The sequence below is a fragment of the Haemophilus sp. 27098_8_127 genome (assembly GCF_041433495.1).
GTDB lineage: Bacteria > Pseudomonadota > Gammaproteobacteria > Enterobacterales > Pasteurellaceae > Haemophilus_D.
On sequence record NZ_JAPWBP010000004.1, the window covers coordinates 74,009 to 91,834 of the forward strand.

General features: G+C 40.6%; 17 protein-coding genes and 1 pseudogene. All 18 read right to left on the minus strand.

The window, feature by feature from the left end; translation table 11 throughout:
• Window positions 1-56: 56 nt before the first annotated feature.
• Window positions 57-1,703, minus strand: a complete 1,647-nt coding sequence (locus tag O3746_RS06195) for an ABC transporter substrate-binding protein (RefSeq protein ID WP_371448140.1) — start codon at window positions 1,701-1,703, stop codon at window positions 57-59.
• Between the two features lie 133 nt (window positions 1,704-1,836).
• Window positions 1,837-3,246, minus strand: coding sequence for an MDR family MFS transporter (locus tag O3746_RS06200; protein ID WP_371448142.1), 1,410 nt, complete (start codon window positions 3,244-3,246; stop codon window positions 1,837-1,839).
• Window positions 3,225-3,734: a molybdopterin-guanine dinucleotide biosynthesis protein MobB gene (gene mobB / locus O3746_RS06205; RefSeq protein ID WP_302129712.1), complete on the minus strand. Its 510-nt coding sequence runs from the start codon at window positions 3,732-3,734 to the stop codon at window positions 3,225-3,227. Before mobB ends, O3746_RS06200 begins: the two co-directional genes overlap by 22 nt.
• Before the next feature lie 135 nt (window positions 3,735-3,869).
• Window positions 3,870-4,814 carry a sigma-E factor regulatory protein RseB gene (rseB, locus tag O3746_RS06210; protein WP_371448145.1) on the minus strand — a complete coding sequence of 315 codons (945 nt, stop codon included), beginning with the start codon at window positions 4,812-4,814 and terminating at the stop codon, window positions 3,870-3,872.
• Window positions 4,815-4,884: 70 nt separating this feature from the next.
• Window positions 4,885-5,466: a sigma-E factor negative regulatory protein gene (locus O3746_RS06215; RefSeq protein WP_126469940.1), complete on the minus strand. Its 582-nt coding sequence runs from the start codon at window positions 5,464-5,466 to the stop codon at window positions 4,885-4,887.
• A gap of 21 nt (window positions 5,467-5,487) precedes the next feature.
• Complete coding sequence (gene rpoE / locus O3746_RS06220) at window positions 5,488-6,063, minus strand: RNA polymerase sigma factor RpoE (RefSeq protein WP_014064431.1); 576 nt, start codon at window positions 6,061-6,063, stop codon at window positions 5,488-5,490.
• Between the two features lie 117 nt (window positions 6,064-6,180).
• Entirely contained in the window at window positions 6,181-6,438 is a 258-nt protein-coding gene (locus O3746_RS06225; RefSeq protein WP_014064432.1) for a succinate dehydrogenase assembly factor 2, read from the minus strand.
• Between the two features lie 85 nt (window positions 6,439-6,523).
• Window positions 6,524-8,199: pseudogene (locus O3746_RS06230) on the minus strand (fructose-specific PTS transporter subunit EIIC).
• A 4-nt stretch (window positions 8,200-8,203) separates the two neighbouring features.
• Window positions 8,204-9,145: a 1-phosphofructokinase gene (gene fruK, locus O3746_RS06235; protein ID WP_371448148.1), complete on the minus strand. Its 942-nt coding sequence runs from the start codon at window positions 9,143-9,145 to the stop codon at window positions 8,204-8,206.
• A 3-nt stretch (window positions 9,146-9,148) separates the two neighbouring features.
• The gene (gene fruB / locus O3746_RS06240; RefSeq protein ID WP_371448150.1) at window positions 9,149-10,669 is read right to left on the minus strand and encodes a fused PTS fructose transporter subunit IIA/HPr protein; all 1,521 of its coding nucleotides are present in this window, start codon (window positions 10,667-10,669) and stop codon (window positions 9,149-9,151) included.
• Between the two features lie 74 nt (window positions 10,670-10,743).
• Entirely contained in the window at window positions 10,744-11,274 is a 531-nt protein-coding gene (locus O3746_RS06245) for a hypothetical protein (RefSeq protein WP_049369994.1), read from the minus strand.
• Window positions 11,275-11,355: 81 nt separating this feature from the next.
• Window positions 11,356-12,666: a hemolysin family protein gene (locus O3746_RS06250; protein ID WP_049369995.1), complete on the minus strand. Its 1,311-nt coding sequence runs from the start codon at window positions 12,664-12,666 to the stop codon at window positions 11,356-11,358.
• Between the two features lie 112 nt (window positions 12,667-12,778).
• The gene (locus O3746_RS06255) at window positions 12,779-13,303 is read right to left on the minus strand and encodes a DUF1523 family protein (RefSeq protein WP_049369996.1); all 525 of its coding nucleotides are present in this window, start codon (window positions 13,301-13,303) and stop codon (window positions 12,779-12,781) included.
• 26 nt (window positions 13,304-13,329) lie between these two features.
• A complete protein-coding gene (locus O3746_RS06260; RefSeq protein WP_049369997.1) occupies window positions 13,330-14,112 on the minus strand; it encodes a YchF/TatD family DNA exonuclease in 783 nt (260 codons plus the stop codon).
• Between the two features lie 7 nt (window positions 14,113-14,119).
• Window positions 14,120-15,100: a DNA polymerase III subunit delta' gene (locus tag O3746_RS06265; protein ID WP_049369998.1), complete on the minus strand. Its 981-nt coding sequence runs from the start codon at window positions 15,098-15,100 to the stop codon at window positions 14,120-14,122.
• A complete protein-coding gene (gene tmk, locus O3746_RS06270; protein ID WP_049369999.1) occupies window positions 15,097-15,729 on the minus strand; it encodes a dTMP kinase in 633 nt (210 codons plus the stop codon). Before tmk ends, O3746_RS06265 begins: the two co-directional genes overlap by 4 nt.
• Window positions 15,729-16,778, minus strand: a complete 1,050-nt coding sequence (mltG, locus tag O3746_RS06275) for an endolytic transglycosylase MltG (protein ID WP_054420116.1) — start codon at window positions 16,776-16,778, stop codon at window positions 15,729-15,731. The genes tmk and mltG overlap by 1 nt, the downstream gene beginning before the upstream one ends.
• A gap of 63 nt (window positions 16,779-16,841) precedes the next feature.
• Window positions 16,842-17,774, minus strand: a complete 933-nt coding sequence (locus O3746_RS06280; RefSeq protein ID WP_054420115.1) for a peptidylprolyl isomerase — start codon at window positions 17,772-17,774, stop codon at window positions 16,842-16,844.
• Window positions 17,775-17,826 lie beyond the last annotated feature (52 nt).

Consider the following 17,826-nt stretch of genomic DNA (forward strand, 5'->3'; position numbering starts at 1 on the left):
CTTTTGCTTGAAAACAAAAAGCCCTTGCAACTGCAAGGGCTAGTATAGTCCGTTAATTATTTACCATCAACACTCACACCATAAAATGCATCGTAGCCAAATGGGCTTTGTACGTAGCCTTTTACGCGAGGGCTGAGTGGTGCGAAACCAACAGAATGCGCAACTGGAATCCATGGTGCTTGTTCATGGAAAATCACTTGTGCTTGTTTATAAAGTGCTGCACGTTCTTCTTTATTAGTTAAGCCAATCGCTTTATCTAATAAGGCATCAAATTCTGCATTTTTGAAACGCGCAAAGTTTGAGTTGCCAGCGTTAGCACTCGCAAGTAACGGAGAAAGGAAGTTATCCGGATCACCGTTATCGCCTGACCAACCGAAGATACCTGCCGTTAATTCGCCTGCTTTAGCACGTTTTTGATAGTCAGCCCATTCAAATGTGACTGGATTTGCTTTTACGCCAACTTTCGCCCAGTCTGCCATCACTAGTTCAGCCATACGTTTTGGATTTGGGTTAGACGCACGCACTACTGGTTGAATCCAGAAGTCCGTTTCAAAACCGTTTGGATAACCTGCTTCCGCTAAAAGCTGTTTCGCTTTCTCTGGATCATACGGATAATCTTGGATTTCGTCGTTATAACTCCAAATTGTTGGTGGCAATGGATTTTTCGCTGCAGTGCCTGCACCTTGATAAACCGCGTCAATAATCGCTTTTTTATCCACCGCATAGTTCAATGCTTGACGCACTTTCACGTTATCAAACGGTGCTTTTTCCGTATTGAATGCGATATATGCCACGTTCAAACCTTTTTGTTCCAAAAGCTGTACTTTCGGATCAGTTTTCATTTTGGCTAAATCCGCCACGTTTGGGAATAAAATTAAATCACAAGAACCCGCTTGTAACTTCGCATAACGCGTCGTCGCATCTGGTACAATGCTGATCACTAAACGATCAAGCGGTGTACGACCTTTCCAATAGGTTTCATTTGCTACATATTGTGCCGCTTGATCAGTTTTATAATCCACAAAAATAAACGGACCTGTACCTACCGGTTTGTTATCGATCGTTTCTGGTTTACCCGCTTTCAACATCGCATCAGCATATTCAGCTGAGTAAATAGAGATAAAGTCCATACCCAAGCTTGCTAAGAAAGTCGCATCTTTTTTATTCAAGGTGATACGAACGGTGTTGTCATCCACTTTCTCAACTGATTTTAATAAATCTGGGAATTTCATCGCTTTGAAATACGGATAAGTCCCTTTTGATACGTTGTGGTAAGGGTGGTTAGGATCTAACTGACGTTGGAAAGAAAAGATCACATCATCCGCATTAAAATCACGTGTTGGCGTAAATTCTTTTGTCGTATGGAATTTCACCCCTTTACGCAAATGGAACGTGTAAGTTAAACCATCGTCACTGATCTCCCAACTTTCAGCCAAGGCTGGCTCAAGGTCAGTAGAACCTTTTTTAAATTCAACCAAACGGTTATACACTTGTTGTGAACTCGCATTGTAAGATGTACCTTCCATTACTAATGCTGGGCTAAAGCTAAGTGGTGCTTTCGCTGTACAGTATACAAATGTGTTATTACCTGAAGGTTTTGCTGTTTCTGCTTTCGCATTTTCTTTTGCCGCAGAACCAGATTGATCACAAGCTGCTAAAAACAAACTTGCTGCAATAAGAGTTAAGGTCGCTTTTAATTTCATAAGTTTTCCTTCTTTAATCGGGCGAAACACCCAAACATGAATATAAAATTTCACCTAAGATATAAGCAAATCAAACTTTTACGAAATAAGAAAAAGATCTTTCTTATAACAAATTAGACTAAGGCATTCAATATCAGCGTTTTTTCCGCAAATGATCCCCATCTGTTTTGTGCAAATAGCTCAATATCCAAACTAATGCGATAGCAAAAATGGAAGTCGTCAGAAACGTATAACTGAAAGCATGTTGTAATGCACCGTCGTCGTTACCCATAAATTGACGATATAACGTCAAAATAATAGATGCTACAGCGATACCAAATCCGATACCCACTTGTTGCACAATGCTCAACACCGTTGAGCCTACACCGCTTTGAGCCTGTGATAGATCGCCAACGGTAAGTGTGTTAATTGAGGTAAAAATCATCGACATACAGGCACCATACCACATCAGATTACATATAATCCACGTCGTTGATGATGAGGTATCAAGCCATGACATGGAAACCGTTGAACCTGCCATTAAAAGTGACGATAAAATTAACGTGGTTTTATAACCTAAGATATTTAAGATATGCCCAATAAAACGTTTAAATACGACAGACATTAGCGCAATGGGTGCAAGCAACCAACCTGACTCTTCAGCTGAATAGCCAAAAGAAAGTTGGAACATTAATGGCAATAAGAACGGCACAGCCGAACCGGAAAGACGGATAAAGATATTGGCTGCAATGCCTAATCGAAATGTTCTTGTATTGAAAAGAGATAAAGGCAAAATGGCACGTTCATTACCTTTTGCATAAAAATAATAAGCCATCAATAATGCCATACCAATCGCTAGTGCACTGTATGTGGTTATGCGATCACTATGACTTTCACCGAGTAAATCAAGCCCAAGCGTTAAACCCACTAAACCAAATGCAAAGAGTAAAAAGCCCGTCCAGTCTAACTTAGACGCATTACCCTTATGATTTCCCATCACTTTAGCCGCCGCCCAGAAGCCTAACATGCCAATAGGAATATTGATTAAGAAAATCCAATGCCATGACGTATGCACCACAAGCCAACCACCTAAAATCGGGCCAAGAATCGGACCAATCAATCCCGCTGTTGCCATTAAATTCCAGGCATTAATTAATTGATTTTTCGGTACGGTTTGAATAATCGCAAGACGGGCAACGGGCATCATAAATGCCCCGCCAATACCTTGGAGAATCCGTGCAAGCACAAGGGTCTCAAGAGAAGTGGCCATCGCACAAGCGACGGAACCTAATACAAAGGTAAAAACAGCAGAGCGGAAAACAGTGAGCGTACCAAATTTCGCTGCCGCCCAAGCCGTTAAAGGAATAAATAAGGCTACGGCAAGAGAATAGGCGATAATCGCCATTTGCATTTCAAAGACAGGGGTTTGCAGATCTGTTGCAATAGTGGGTAAGGCAGTATTTAAAATAGTCGCATCCAGGCTTTGCATAAACAAAGCCATGGAAGCCACCCAAGCCAGCCCTTTATAATGCTGACGTTCTATTACTGCGTCTTTTTCCACCATTGATAAATAAACTCAGCGATTTGTTCAATGTGATTAATATCTAATAAAGTGCGGTCAGTTTCAAGCGAATAATCTGTTGCTAAAGCCAACACGTTTTCATCTAATTCCGGCAACGGTTTTGTCATCTCTTGTCGATGCAATAGAATCTTTGGAATAGGTTCTTGTTTAAATCCTTCCACCAAAACTAAATCCGTTAAATGACGATCAAATTGTTGGCTTAAATAGGCTAATGAAACCGGCTCTTGAGGGGTTTCTGTCATCAATGCCCAACGATTATCACAAGCCATGATAACTTGCGCAGAACCTGCCTCTTTCATGCGCCAACTGTCTTTTCCTTCTTTATCCACATGAGCATTGTGATGGCTATGTTTAATGACTGAAACACGTAAACCTTTTTTAATTAATTGAGGAAGCAATTTTTCCAGCAATGTGGTTTTGCCACTACCGCTGTAACCCGTGATGCCAAGAAGGGGAAGGGGATTATTCATTGTAAAAACCTTAAGAAAAATGACCGCACTTGATAAAACAAAACCCCGCAGGACGGGGTTTAGCTATCTAAATCCATTAGGTGAAGAGAGTATAGCAAGGGGAAACAAAATAGCAACTTTCTCACTGCTACTGAATTATTTTAGGAATGTTACACCTTGCACAATTCGTTTCGCTGCGGCAATTGGAAGCTGTCCGATAAAGGTTATTTCTTTATCGCCCATGACTTCACTGTAAATCGTGTAAGCCCCTTGTTTCCACGTGTTTTCTTTTGCAGAGGTGCTATCCGCTTTATTGATATAAAGTGTAAAAGTGAAAAGACCATCACTAAATAACGCATTTTCAATCACTTCACCATCTATCACATCTTGATTCTGGCGAATTAAATCAAACCCTTGCGGTAACCAATCAGTTTTCCAATTGATTGAAAGGGATGACTCTTGTTTTCCTTCATTTAAAAGTGGCGGCACTGACACCTTATTAAGGTAATCTGTTAAACCACGTAGACGATCATCGATATATAACGTCACGACACGGAACTGATCAAGTAACTTGCCTTCTCGATCAAGCATATCACCACGCAATAACAAACCATTTTCTTCATCTAAGAAAACAAGGTATTGATAGCGAAAATCGTCTTTTGGCACAATACGAATGGTATCAACGAATCGGCCTGCAATTCGGTCTTTTCCAAGCTTAATAAAATCATAATTCTGACTCAGCTTGCTAAAATCAGTACGAATCACTGCAGGAAGTGCATCCACAATCTCACCACTGTTAATCGTGAAAGCACCTGAACCCGGCTGGAAATAGCTGACTAAATTACCGCGCTGGATGATTTCTTGCTGTTCACCATCTAATGTCACCAACTGCGCATACACTTTTTGCCCTTGCTTAATATGACGATAACGGAATGAGTCCATATTTGTTGGCGTAGTTTGCACAAAAGCAAGCTCATAGTTTAAATCTCGCATGGCTTGCGACATTTTATTTAATGACTGGATTGGCTCTTCTGCAAATGCCGTAAAAGGCAATAAGAATAAGCCTAAAAGTGCGGTTAATTTGAGAGACGTTTTTTTCATAAATAAATTGGTTTATCCAGAAAAAAATTCACCACGCCTAAGGTGGTGAATTATCGATTAATTGTAGTAATTATTTCGCTTGGTTGCTACCCACATTTAAGCTATCTGCATGCATACGACGCTGTAATTCATAGTTTTGCAACATCGTGCCAATTCGGCGATTTTTTTGCTCAACCTGCTCCGAAGTGGCTACATCTTTGGTCGGAGCGTTGTAACTCACTTCTTGAACAGAATTGTTAAATGGTAAGGTTTGTAAAACTGGGTTTTCAGGTGTAACCGAGGTGCTTTTTGCATTGAATGATTGCACACCCACTACTGCCACCAAACACACACCTGCAGCCACGGCAATTTGTGTCATTGGTGCAAAGAATGCTTTTAATTTTTGCACAAATGGTAAGCTGTCTGCTTCTTCTGGTGTTGGTTGAGAAACAGTAATCTCTACGTGTTTCACTTCTTCTAATTCAATTAAGTCTGCCATTTTCGCCGTAAAGTCAGCACCTAATAACACTGGTGACTCTTTACGCATAACTGATCTTACTGCGTGATATGCAGCCCAAGATTCTTGTGAATCTTTATCCTGACAAAGTTGTTCCGTCAACTCGGCACTGACTTCTTCTCCATCCATATAGGCTGAAAGTAACTCTTTTTGCATTTTATAAACTCCGACTTTATTTTAACGTTGCATAAGCGGTTGTATTTTGTTCTCAATCACTTCCCGAGCACGGAAAATGCGAGAACGTACAGTGCCTACTGGGCAATCCATTATTTCTGCGATTTCTTCGTAGCTTAACCCTTCAAGCTCACGCAGGGTAATCGCGGTTCTTAAATCTTCTGGCAAACTGTGAATGGTATCAAATACCACTTTTTCTAATTCGCTAGATAACATTTCATTTTCAGGGGTATCTACATCACGTAGATGGGTTCCCACATCGTAGCTTTCGGCATCTTCAGCCAAAATATCTTCGCTCGGTGGACGGCGCCCCTGTGCCGTTAAGTAATTCTTTGCCGTATTAACGGCAATTCGATATAGCCAAGTGTAGAATGCACTATCGCCCCGAAAGGATTCAATGGAACGATAGGCCTTAATAAAGGATTCTTGTACAACATCTGGAATGTCGTTATGAGAAATGTAGCGGGTTAAAAGTCCGGCTACTTTATTTTGATAACGAGAAACCAATAAATTAAAGGCTTTTTTATCGCCTTGCTGCACTCTTTCTACCAAAGCCTGATCTGTTAGCTGTTCAGCCATATATCTCCTATGCTACGTCTAACACGCCTTCATATATTCAAGACAGCAAGCTATTGTTGCTTTATCAGACAGAGTTAAAATTGAAAAGTTCCTTATGTATAAAAAATTTCAAAAAAATTAACGGACATTCGTTTTCTGCACATCTTGGATATATTCAACCATCGCTTGTACTTCAGCATCGTCTGATTGACTGCCATTAAAAAACCACGAAAAAAGTTGTAAATCCGTGGCGGCAAGTAAACGAATAAAAATATCTTTTTTGTCGTCAGTCAGTTGGTCAAAATGCGCTTTATAAAAAGGCATGATGATTTTATCCAGCTCAAGCATGCCTCGACGACAATCCCATTCAATACGGAGTTTATTGTATTTATCCATAATTTCTCCCTAAATCATTGTAATTATACCTGATAAATGAAAAGTGCGGTTAAAAATTACCGCACTTTTTTAATCAAATAATTGGCTATTCTGTCGCCTTTGGTTTAATCACCGCGTAAACCACACCGGTTAATAATGCCCCTGTTGCAATTGCACCTAGGTAGAGTAATGGTTCAGAGACAAACGGAATCACAAATAAACCACCATGTGGTGCTTGCAGAGAAATATTTAATGCCATCGAAATAGCACCCGCAGTTGCACCACCAATCACCGAGCTAATAATCACACGTAATGGATCGGCTGCTACAAACGGCAATGCCCCTTCAGAGATAAAGCACAAGCCTAAGACAAAAGAAGCTTTACCTGCATCACGTTGATTACGGGTAAATTTACTGCGTGCAATCCAAGTTGCAATCGCCATCCCAATTGGTGCACCATACCAGCTGCCATAGCAGCGGCCATTGGGGTGTGAACTTGAGAGGCCAACATTCCCACAGAGAACGTATAAGCTGCTTTGTTTACTGGACCGCCCATATCAATACACATCATAGCACCGATAATCCCACCCAATACCATCGCATTGACTTCACCCATGGATTTTAACCAATCGCTTAAGGTGGTCATAATTTGTGAAACCGGAGGGTTAATCACATAAATCATGGCAAGACCAACAATCAAGGTACCAAAGAGCGGGAGAATTAGAATCGGTTTTAAGGAAGTTAAACTTGCCGGCAATTTAATGGTTGCATTTAATCCTTTCACCACATAACCCGCTAAGAAACCGGCGATAATACCACCTAAAATCCCGGCACCTGCCGTGGTGGCTAGCATACCGCCAATAAGACCTACCGCAAGCCCTGGACGGTCTGCGATAGAAAAGGCCACATAGCCGGCAAATACTGCAATCATTAGATGGAATGCTGCGCCACCGCCAATATCCATTAAGGCTTTTGGAATACCATGGAAAATCGTTTCATCTTTGAAGGCTTCGATACCAAACATAAAGGAAATCGCGATTAATAAGCCACCAGCAACCACCAACGGCAACATGTGCGATACACCCGTCATCAAATGTTTATAGACGCCTTTTTTCTCGCTACTTTCTTCTGATTTAGCAGAAGATTTTGCTGCGTCACCTTCGTAAATTTTCGCTTCTTTAAATGCCTTATCGAATTCTTGTGCCGTTTTCTTTAAAGCCAAACCAGTCGAAGTACGATACATCGGTTTACCTTGGAATTTATCTAACGGCACATCAATATCGGCCGCAACAAAGACTAAATCTGCCGCAGCGACTTCTTCAGGAGTAATTTCATTACCTGCGCCCACTTGGCCACGCGTTTCTACTTTGACCTGCCAACCTTGTTTTTTAGCATAGGTTTCAATGGCTTCAGCTGACATAAAGGTATGCGCAACACCCGTTGGGCAAGCCGTCACAGCAACAATATTTTTCACACCAGAAACACCGCTAAATCCAACCGCACTTTGAGCTGGTTGAACATAGTCCACTGCTTGATTGAGTGCATTCGTAAGCGTTATTTCAGGTGAAGCAATCACCGTGTCTTCATTAGCTAAAAAGACTTTTTTACCCACAAGATCAGCTGAGTTTGGCAAACTAGATCCGAAAACAATCACTAAATCCGCCTCTTTGGCTTGTTCAACCACAGTATGATTGGCTTTTTTCGCTACCTCGCTCAATGCTTGGCGAAGTAAATAGGCTTTTGCCGCACCAATTTGCGGAGATTGAGTTAAAAACAAATTCATTACATTATCCTTCAATCACTGAAATTTTGACATTTGCCAGAATTGGCTCAAGCAAGGCGATATCACTCACACCCACATTGCTTTGTGAAACGGCAAAAGCAGAAACAGCACTTGCAAATGCTAAAGTTTCCGCTTGAGATAAGCCTTTTTCGATACCATAAATTAAGCCAGCTACCATAGAATCGCCTGCGCCTACAGTGCTCACCACATTTTCACATTTAGGTGGTTGAGCTTGAATCACAGCTTGATCACTCAGCCATAAAGAACCGTTCGCTCCCATCGAAATAATGACGTTAGCAATGCCTTCGGCTTTAAGTTTTTTGGCTGCCACAATAATTTCATCAAGAGAATTTAACGGATGACCAATCCACGCTTCCAATTCGCGATGATTTGGTTTCACCAACCAAGGATGCGCTTTCAAACCCGCCGTGAGTGCGGCATTACTGCTATCTAATACGACTTTCACACCGGCTTGATGCAACTGATTAAGCCAATCCGCAAACAATTCAGGACTCACACCACGCGGTAAACTGCCACAGACTGCAACGATGTCAAAGTTTTGGCAGTACGCTAATGAATCTGCTGTAAATTGCTGCCAAGCTTCTGGGGTGATTTGATAGCCTAAGAAATTTAAATCTGTTACATTCGCTTCGGTTTCTGTAATTTTTACATTAATACGGGTTTTGCCTGCAACACGATGGAATTTGTCTTCCAATCCCTGTTTTTTAAATAAGGTTTCAAAATCACCGACGTTATCTTCCCCTAAGAAGCCACCAACGACCACCTCTACGCCCAAATCTTTTAATACCTTAGCGACATTGATGCCTTTGCCTGCAGGGAAAATACCGAGCGTTTCAACAGTATTCACTTCGCCGATTTCAATACGAGGCAAACGCCCAACTAAATCGTAAGCGGCATTTAAGGTAATTGTTGCTACTTTTGCCATCACTTACCCCCGACCTTCGCCTAAACCACTTTCAATGACTGCACCAATACCGTCAATCGCTTGTTGAGCTTCTTCACCGCTCGCGACGAAACGTAAGCGATGACCTTTCACGACACCAAGCGCCACAATTTTCATCAAACTTTTTGCACTGACTAATTGGGTGTCACGATCTAAGTTTTGTACCGCAACAGACGCATTATATTTTTTCACTTCATTAACAAGCACCGCACTTGGACGGGCATGTAAACCGTGTTCATTACGAATCATAAATACGGCTTCAATGGCATCTGCTGGTAAACCTGTTTTTTCTTCGTGAATTTGTGGTGCGTGATCACTGCTTACTTCAATGGTATCTGGTTCAGCTGGTGGCACAGCTGATACGCTTTCACCAAGTCCACTTGCAATAATCTTACCTAAGGCTTCAATGGCTTGTTTCGCATCATCCCCTTCTGCAACAAAACGTAAGCGATGACCTTGAGTCACACCCAATGCCACGATTTTCATTAAGCTTTTTGCACTAACCGGAGCGGTTTCTCGAGTAAGATTTTGTACGGTAATCTTGGAGGCGAATTTTTTCACCTCATTAACAAGCACTGCACTTGGGCGAGCATGTAAGCCATGTTCATTACGAATAGTAAAGGTACCAATCACTGCACCTGTCGCGATTTGGTCTTCAGATTGAGTAGCTGCTGCAACTGGCACTTTACCACCATTAAGTGCGGTCAAAATTTGCTGCGTATTACCACTTAATAAAATATTTTGGACTTCATCATCCAATAAACGCGCTAATGTCTCATTGATTTGATCGTTAACTGCCGAAATCGTCAACACGCCTTTCACCGCTTTACCATTATGATTAAAAATGGTTTTCGCACGACTGAATGCTAAGGCATTTTTCACATTACCTGATACGGCATCGGTTACCCATAACCCTTTACCAAGCGGCAGAGCAGAATTGGATACCACTTCAGAAACAAAGCTATTTTCAACCGCACTTTGCTGTTGTAATTTACCTGCATTGATGGCGGTAAGGGTGAGCAAACTTTGCGTTTCAATATCTAAACTTAATGTTTCTTCAGTCATGCTAAAAGAATCGCTTTCACCTAATAAAATCGCACGGAATTTTTCAACATCGGTTAATGTCGCTAACTGTGCCGCGGTGTCTTCATCACCTAAAACATGCGTTAATTGACGAAGTAAAGCAAGATGCTCATCAGAACGGGCAGCAATACCAATCACAACATAAGCAATATTACCTTTTCCCCACTCAATACCTTGTGGAAATTGGAAAACTTGCACACCAGTTTTTTTCACCATCGAACGGGTTTCTAATGTACCGTGTGGAATCGCAATCCCATTGCCTAAAAAAGTGGAGGTTTGTTGTTCACGTCCAAGCATGCCTTGTAAATAGCCTTGTTCAACATTACCAGCTTGCTCCAACGCACTTGCAGCCATTTCAATAGCTTGCAGCTTATTTGTTGCCGTAGCATTTAAATGAATGTTGCTTTCCGAAAGTTCTAACATTCTTGCTCCTTCACATTGATGATTTAAAAAAAGAAAAGCTGCTGATGAGGTCTCTCATCAACAGCTCAAATTGATTATTGGCCGGTACAGGCTTTGAGTAGCATTTCGCTACCTTGGGAAATGTAGGCGTCATTTTCACCGCGCTCTTTGCCTTTTTGCAAATCACGCATTGCATCGTAGATCCCTTGCGTCACACTTGGCGAATCCACTTTTTGCCAACAATTTGCACTTAAACGGCTGAAGTTAGTTTGTAATGCTTCTGCATGTAACACACCGCTATAGTAAGCATACACATCAGAATCATGACCACCTGTGTAGAGTTTATCTTGAATTTGCTTGATTGGTACAACAATACGACCGAGATACCAGTCATTCGCACCACTTGCAAAATTATCCACAAAGAAATTTTTTGTTACACGATCTTTATAGGTTGCCACAGTGGCTTCATAAGCGGCGGCATAAGATTTTTGGTCGATTTTATCTTTATCTAAATCAATGACCTTTTTGTCTTTACCCATAAACGGAATATAAGAGGTCATATCTGAAATCGAAGAACAACCCGCAAGCATTACTGCAACAAAGAATATCGAGATTTTTTTAAACATTAAATTTTCCTTATTTATAGGCGGTTAAAACCGCTGTTAATTATACTTAGAATGGGGAGTTAAGCAAGGTAACACCTAGTACTACGCTGATTCTTTGCTCACTCCGCTGTCTTTGACAATCGAAACTAAAATTTGATCAATTTTGAAGTTTTCGGTATCAATGACTTCAAATTTATATTTATCGTATACGACAAAATCGGTTTTTTTCGGAATTTTGCGTAACATATACATCATAAAGCCACTAATAGTCTCGTAATTTTCTGAATCAGGGAAAGATTCAATATCCAAAACGCGCATCACATCTTCAAGTGGCGTTGCCCCATCAATCAACCAAGAGTTTTCATCGCGGCTAACGATTTGCTCTTCTTCGTTAGAAACCAATTCTCCCATCACAATACTCATCACATCGTTCAAGGTAATTAAGCCCATTACAAGCGCATATTCATTGACGATAATCGCAAAATCTTCCCCCGTAGATTTAAACAACTCCAATACTTCGTATAACGACAGCGTATCTGGGATAAATAACGCTTTGCGTAATAAACGGCTATCTGTTAAATCTACTACTTCTTGTTGAAGATAAAGCGTCAACAAAGTATGGGATTCCACATAACCTAAAATCTTGTCCAAACCATTATCACAGATCACTAATTTAGAATGAGAGTCAGCCGATAAGGTATTCAACACTTCCTGACGAGTAAAAGTGCGGTCTAAAAACACGATGTTTTCACGAGTCGTCATGGTTGAAGACACGGTACGCTCTTGCATTTCAAAGATGTTTTCAATCAAATAATGTTCTTGTGTTTTTAGTACGCCCGCTTCGGCACCAGCCTCCACAATCGCCACAATGTCTTCTGGAGTCATATTATCTTCGCGCTTAGTGGATATCCCCATTAAATGGAAGAAGATATTAGAAAGACCATCAAAAAACCATACAATAGGTTTTAAGAAGAAAATGAAGACTTGCATAATGCCAATAGTCCGTAACGCCACACCTTCAGGATTAATCAATGCGAGACGTTTCGGAATTAAATCGGCTAATAAAACAAATGTTGTGGTTACCATGAAAAAAGCAATCCAAGAGGAGGCTGGCTCAACCCATTCTGCCATAGTGTATTCATGTAAAAAACTCTGTAAGTGAAGACTAATGGTTGCTTCACCAATCACACCACCGAGTACGGCAACCATATTAAGTCCAATTTGTACTACAGTAATGAAACGCCCTGGCTGTTCCTGTAATTTTAAAACTTTCTCCGCTTTGATATTGCCTTCATTGGCCAACGTTTGTAGTTTAATGCGTCTTGCACCCGCGAGAGAAATCTCAGCTGATGACAAGATTGCACTGACAATAATTAATACGATTAAAATAAAAATCGCTGCAGATAAACTCATAATGTTCTCTTTATTGGCTTTAAAGTGCGGTCAATTTACCGCTGGTTTTTAAGCTAGAAATGTTATTATTAAATTGTGAGGGCGTTCTATGACGCCCCATATTTGAGAAACGCTAATTTTCGCTGTCGAACCAGCCACGTACAAATTGGATAGAAAGGAAAAGAGTAATTAATAAGAAAGCATAGAATACCCAAGATAAAATCGGATGGCTTGGTGTCACATCGCCACTGATTTCTTTCACTGCAACGGCATTGCGATATTCATCGAACATCGTCATCCGCCAACCGTAATACTTGATTTGCACTAATTTGTTTTCATTACCCAAGGCTTGAACTTGAGCCTGTAAGTTCGCTGAACCAAATTTAAAGTAGAATGGAAAACCCCAACGGGTATCTTCATTACGATACACCATGATTTTGCCATCATCATTTTGTGTATTGATAAAATACACATCGCGCGTTGGACCATCAGCCGGATTCGATTTTGTAATCGGGCCATCTTTATCCACACGTTTCACTTCCACACCGGTTACTCGCGTTACATCATAGTGTGGGAAAACGTAGTCTACCACCGCGAACATAAAGCCGTGGAAAACAAAGACTACTAAAAATAAAAAGTACTTAAAAAACTTACGCATAAAACTCCCTCATTTAAATCGATGATTTATTGTACATTAATTTTAAATAAACGCTCGAAGTTTTGTGTACTAATTTGTGCAAATTCTTCCATAGACAACCCTTTTAACGCTGCCACATACTCACACACTTCACGTGTATAGGCAGGTTGGTTCTCTTTACCACGATAAGGTACAGGTGCTAAATAAGGCGAATCCGTTTCAACTAACAAACGATCTGCCGGCACATAACGAATAGCTTCACGAATACTTTCCGCATTTTTAAAGGTTATAATGCCTGAACAAGAAATATAAAACCCTAAATCAAGTGCCTTTTTCGCAAAATCCAAGGTTTCCGTAAAACAATGAATTAATCCACCACACTTTTCTGCCTGGTGCTCACGCAACATGGCAATGGTATCTTCTGGCGCTGAACGAGTATGAATAATCACGGGTTTATCCACTTCATTAGCAATTCTGATTTGATCCGCAAAAACCGTTTGCTGCAATGCCTTATTATCTGCACTGTAATAATAATCCAAACCAATTTCGCCAATTGCGAGCACTTTTTTATCTTGGGATAAACGTAATAAACGATCGGCATCGTAAGGTTCTTCTTCAAGATCTAGTGGATGTACACCGCAAGCCAAAGACACATTCGGAAATTTTGCTAACTCAGGGTAAGCTTTTTCAAAACGGCTTAATGTTACGCCAATCGCCAATAAATGCTTCACATCTCGTGCTTGGGCTTTGGCCACAACATCAGCAATATCTTTGTGTAAATTTTCATAATCCAATGCATCTAAATGGCAATGGGAATCTACGATAAACATAATTTATTTAGTCCTTAAATACGTCGGTAATTAACTTTGTCAAACCATCTAGTAACATTAATTCCGTGTTAACGCCGTTGATAGTGAGTAAATCCGAGCGCACTTTTTGCATAATTTTATTTGCGGTTAATAACCCAAGCGCTGTTTGCTCGTCTGCAAATTGAGTTACACCTGTTTTAAGATCAAGTGTTTGCCAGCCATTTTGTATTTCGAGTTTGTATTTAATGGCATCACTTAAAAACGCTAAAATCCAATCCACTTGCTGTATGGTGCGTTCTTTTTCAAAGAAAGGCAAAATTTCCAAAGGTGAACGACGACGATAAAACAGCCAAAATTGACGTAGGAAATTTTTTCTCTGTTCAATTAATCCTTGCCGGAGTGTTTCTAATGCTAACAGTGGACGACCCAAATTCATCGCAAGTGCGGTCAATAATTCAGATGTTTCTGCCTGAAATTGAGAAGAAAGCCAAGTTAAGGCTTCTGCTTCCGTTGGCAAAGGCACATTCCACACTTGGCAACGGCTGTAAATAGTCGCTAACAACGAAGAGGAAGGCTCTGTTTGCAATAAGAAATACGTGTTCGGACGCGGCTCTTCCAAAGTTTTGAGCAATGCATTAGCTGCCGCTTCCGTAAGACGTTCTGCATCTTGAATATATACTAATTTATTGCCATTTTGTTGCGCGTGTTGGCTGACAACATCATTAATCGCCCGCACCTGATCAACACCAATGTCTTTGCCTTCTTGAGAGGCTAAAACATGAAAATCAGGGTGGCTGTGCGCTGCCATTAAGTGACAAGCATGGCAATGGCCACAAGGTGCATTATCCGGTGTTTGACACATAATGCGTTTTGTTAAAGCCTCAAACAAACCTTCAGCACCGAGACCTTGATCAGCTTTAATCAATAATGCATGATGCCCCAAACCTTCGCTAAAAGTTTGGCTAATTTTGTGATAAGTAGGCACTAACCAAGGATAAAGTTCGCTCATTTTGTTTGTGAAACCCACCAATTTTTGACCGCACTTTGAATGTCTGCTTGTACTTGTTCCAAAGGCTGACCTGCATTAACAATGGCGGCTTTCGGGTTGTTCTGCACCAATTCCAAATAACGTTGTCGGGTACGATGGAAGAAATCGAGTCCTTGTTGTTCAATGCGGTCTAATTCACCACGACCTCTAGCACGAGCAAGCCCTTCTGCAGGATCAATGTCTAAATACAGTACAAAATCAGGCTCAAAATCGCCTAATACCATATTTTTTAAATTCGCCATAAGTGTTTGGTCAAACTGACGCCCACCGCCTTGATAAGCCTGTGAAGACATATCATGTCGATCGCCAAGCACAATTTTACCTTCTGCCAATGCTGGCTTAATCACATTTTCTACCAATTGAATTCGTGCCGCATAAAGCATCAATAATTCCGCTTTATCCGTAACAAGTTCTTCTGTTTCATGTTTAATTAAATGGCGCAATTTTTCTGCTAATGGTGTACCACCCGGCTCACGAGTAAATACGATATCATTTACACCAAGGGATTTTAATGTATCCACCACCGTTTGCATGGCGGTACTTTTACCTGCACCTTCCAAGCCTTCAATCACGATAAATTTGCCTTGCATTAGTTGGCTCCTTTTTGTTGGCTACGATACCAACGTAAATATTCTTGCACTGCTTTATTATGCTCGTTCAGATTACGAGTAAATTTATGACCGCCACTTCCATCGGCAACAAAATAATAAAAGTCCGTTTTTGCTGGATGAGCCACGGCCTGCAAAGCACTCTCACTCACCATCGCAATTGGTGTTGGTGGTAGCCCCTCAATCATATAGGTATTGTAAGGGGTCATCGTTTCCAAATCTTTTTTACGAATATTGCCGGTATAACGCTCACCCATTCCATAAATCACGGTTGGGTCAGTTTGTAGTTTCATATTGGCTTTTAAACGATTAATAAATACGGAAGCGACTTGTGGGCGCTCCGCCGCAATACCCGTTTCTTTCTCCACAACAGAAGCCAAAATCAGCATCTGATATGGATCCGTTAATGGGAGATTTTCATCACGTTCATTCCACGCTTTATCTAAGGCTTTTTGTAAACGAGTAGTTGAACGCTTTAATAATTCAAGATCAGTCGAGTTAGGCGTGTAATTATAGGTATCTGGATACAACCAGCCATCCATGTTATTCCATTCGTAAACGGCTTTTGCAACGGCTGGAATATCCAATAACGCCATAATTTCTTTATCACTTTTACCTTGCAAGGTTTGTTTTAAGTGCGGTGCATTTTCAAGGTTTTTACGCCATTCCTTGAACGTTTTACCCTCAATAAACTTCACACTAAATTGCGCTTCCTTGCCAGAATTAATCATATCCAATAAATCTTGCAACGTTTTCACGCCCGTTAAAGAATAAGTCCCCGCTTTCACTTTGTTGAGCTGAGGTTGTAATTTCAATAACCAAGGCAATAAATCGGCATGTTCAAGAATTTTTTCTTGCTCTAATAAAGCGGCGAGTTTACTGCCAGTAGTGCCTCGCTCAATTGTCAGCAATTGATCTTGCGTGACATTCACCGGCGTATGAACAAACTCAGTTAATTTTTGATAACCCCAAAAACCAACACCGCCAAGAATTAGCAAAAGAATCAGTAAAAAGACAAAAAATTTTTTCATGCGTCACTCATTTTATAAAAACGACAAAAGGGGCAAAATGCCCCCTTATTCTAACGTTTTCTGTTATTTATCGAAATATTGAATATCAGCATTTTTACGTAATGCTTTCACCCAGTCTTTGGTTGCTTCTTGTAATTGGCTATTCACGATTTGTTCGTAAGCTTTTTGACGATAAGCATCTTCTGTTTTATCGCCATCACGACTGCCGGTTACTTCGAGAATATGCCAACCAAATTCAGATTTAAATGGTGCAGAAATAGTACCTTGTGGTGTAGTTTCAACCATTTTTGCAAATGGGCCCACATAAGCTTCTGGGAAGGCATAGCCTAAACTGCCGCCATTCGCACCTGATAAATAATCTTTAGAATATTTTAAGGCTGCATCTGCAAAAGTCATTTTTCCTGAAACAATATCACCACGAATACGCTCTAATTCAGCTTTCGCTTGTGCATCGTTCAGTAATGGGTTTAGTTTTAATAAAATATGACGAACTTCATACTCTTTGCCCATCACTTTTTGCGCGGTACCTTTTGCTTTTGCTTCATCGAGCATTTGTTTACCCAATGCATCCACTTGCTCGCGAGTCACATCCACGCTGTTTTGAATAGCATGGTTACGCACGCCCGCCATTAACATTTGGCGAGAAATTTGTTGTTTAAATGCATTTAAGGAAATGCCTTGATAATCCAATGCATCTAAGAATTGACCATAAGTTAAACCATTTTTCGCCGCAATATCTTCTACGATACGGTTTACTTCCGCTTGGTTTACTTTTACACCGGATTCTTTGATCGCTTTCTCTGTCAGCATATCATCAATAATCTTATCTAATGCGGCTCGTTGGCTACCTTTCTTGCCCATTACGGCATTCACTTGGCTTTGTAAAATTGGTGTACCATTTACGGTCGCCACAACGCGTTCTTCTGCTTGTACTTGAGAAAACGTAAACAGACCGATCATGGCAAACAAAAGAGATTTTAACATTGATTTTTTCATTTTAGTTGTCTTAAAAAATAATAGGATAATGCTCGTTAGATTATCAATTTTA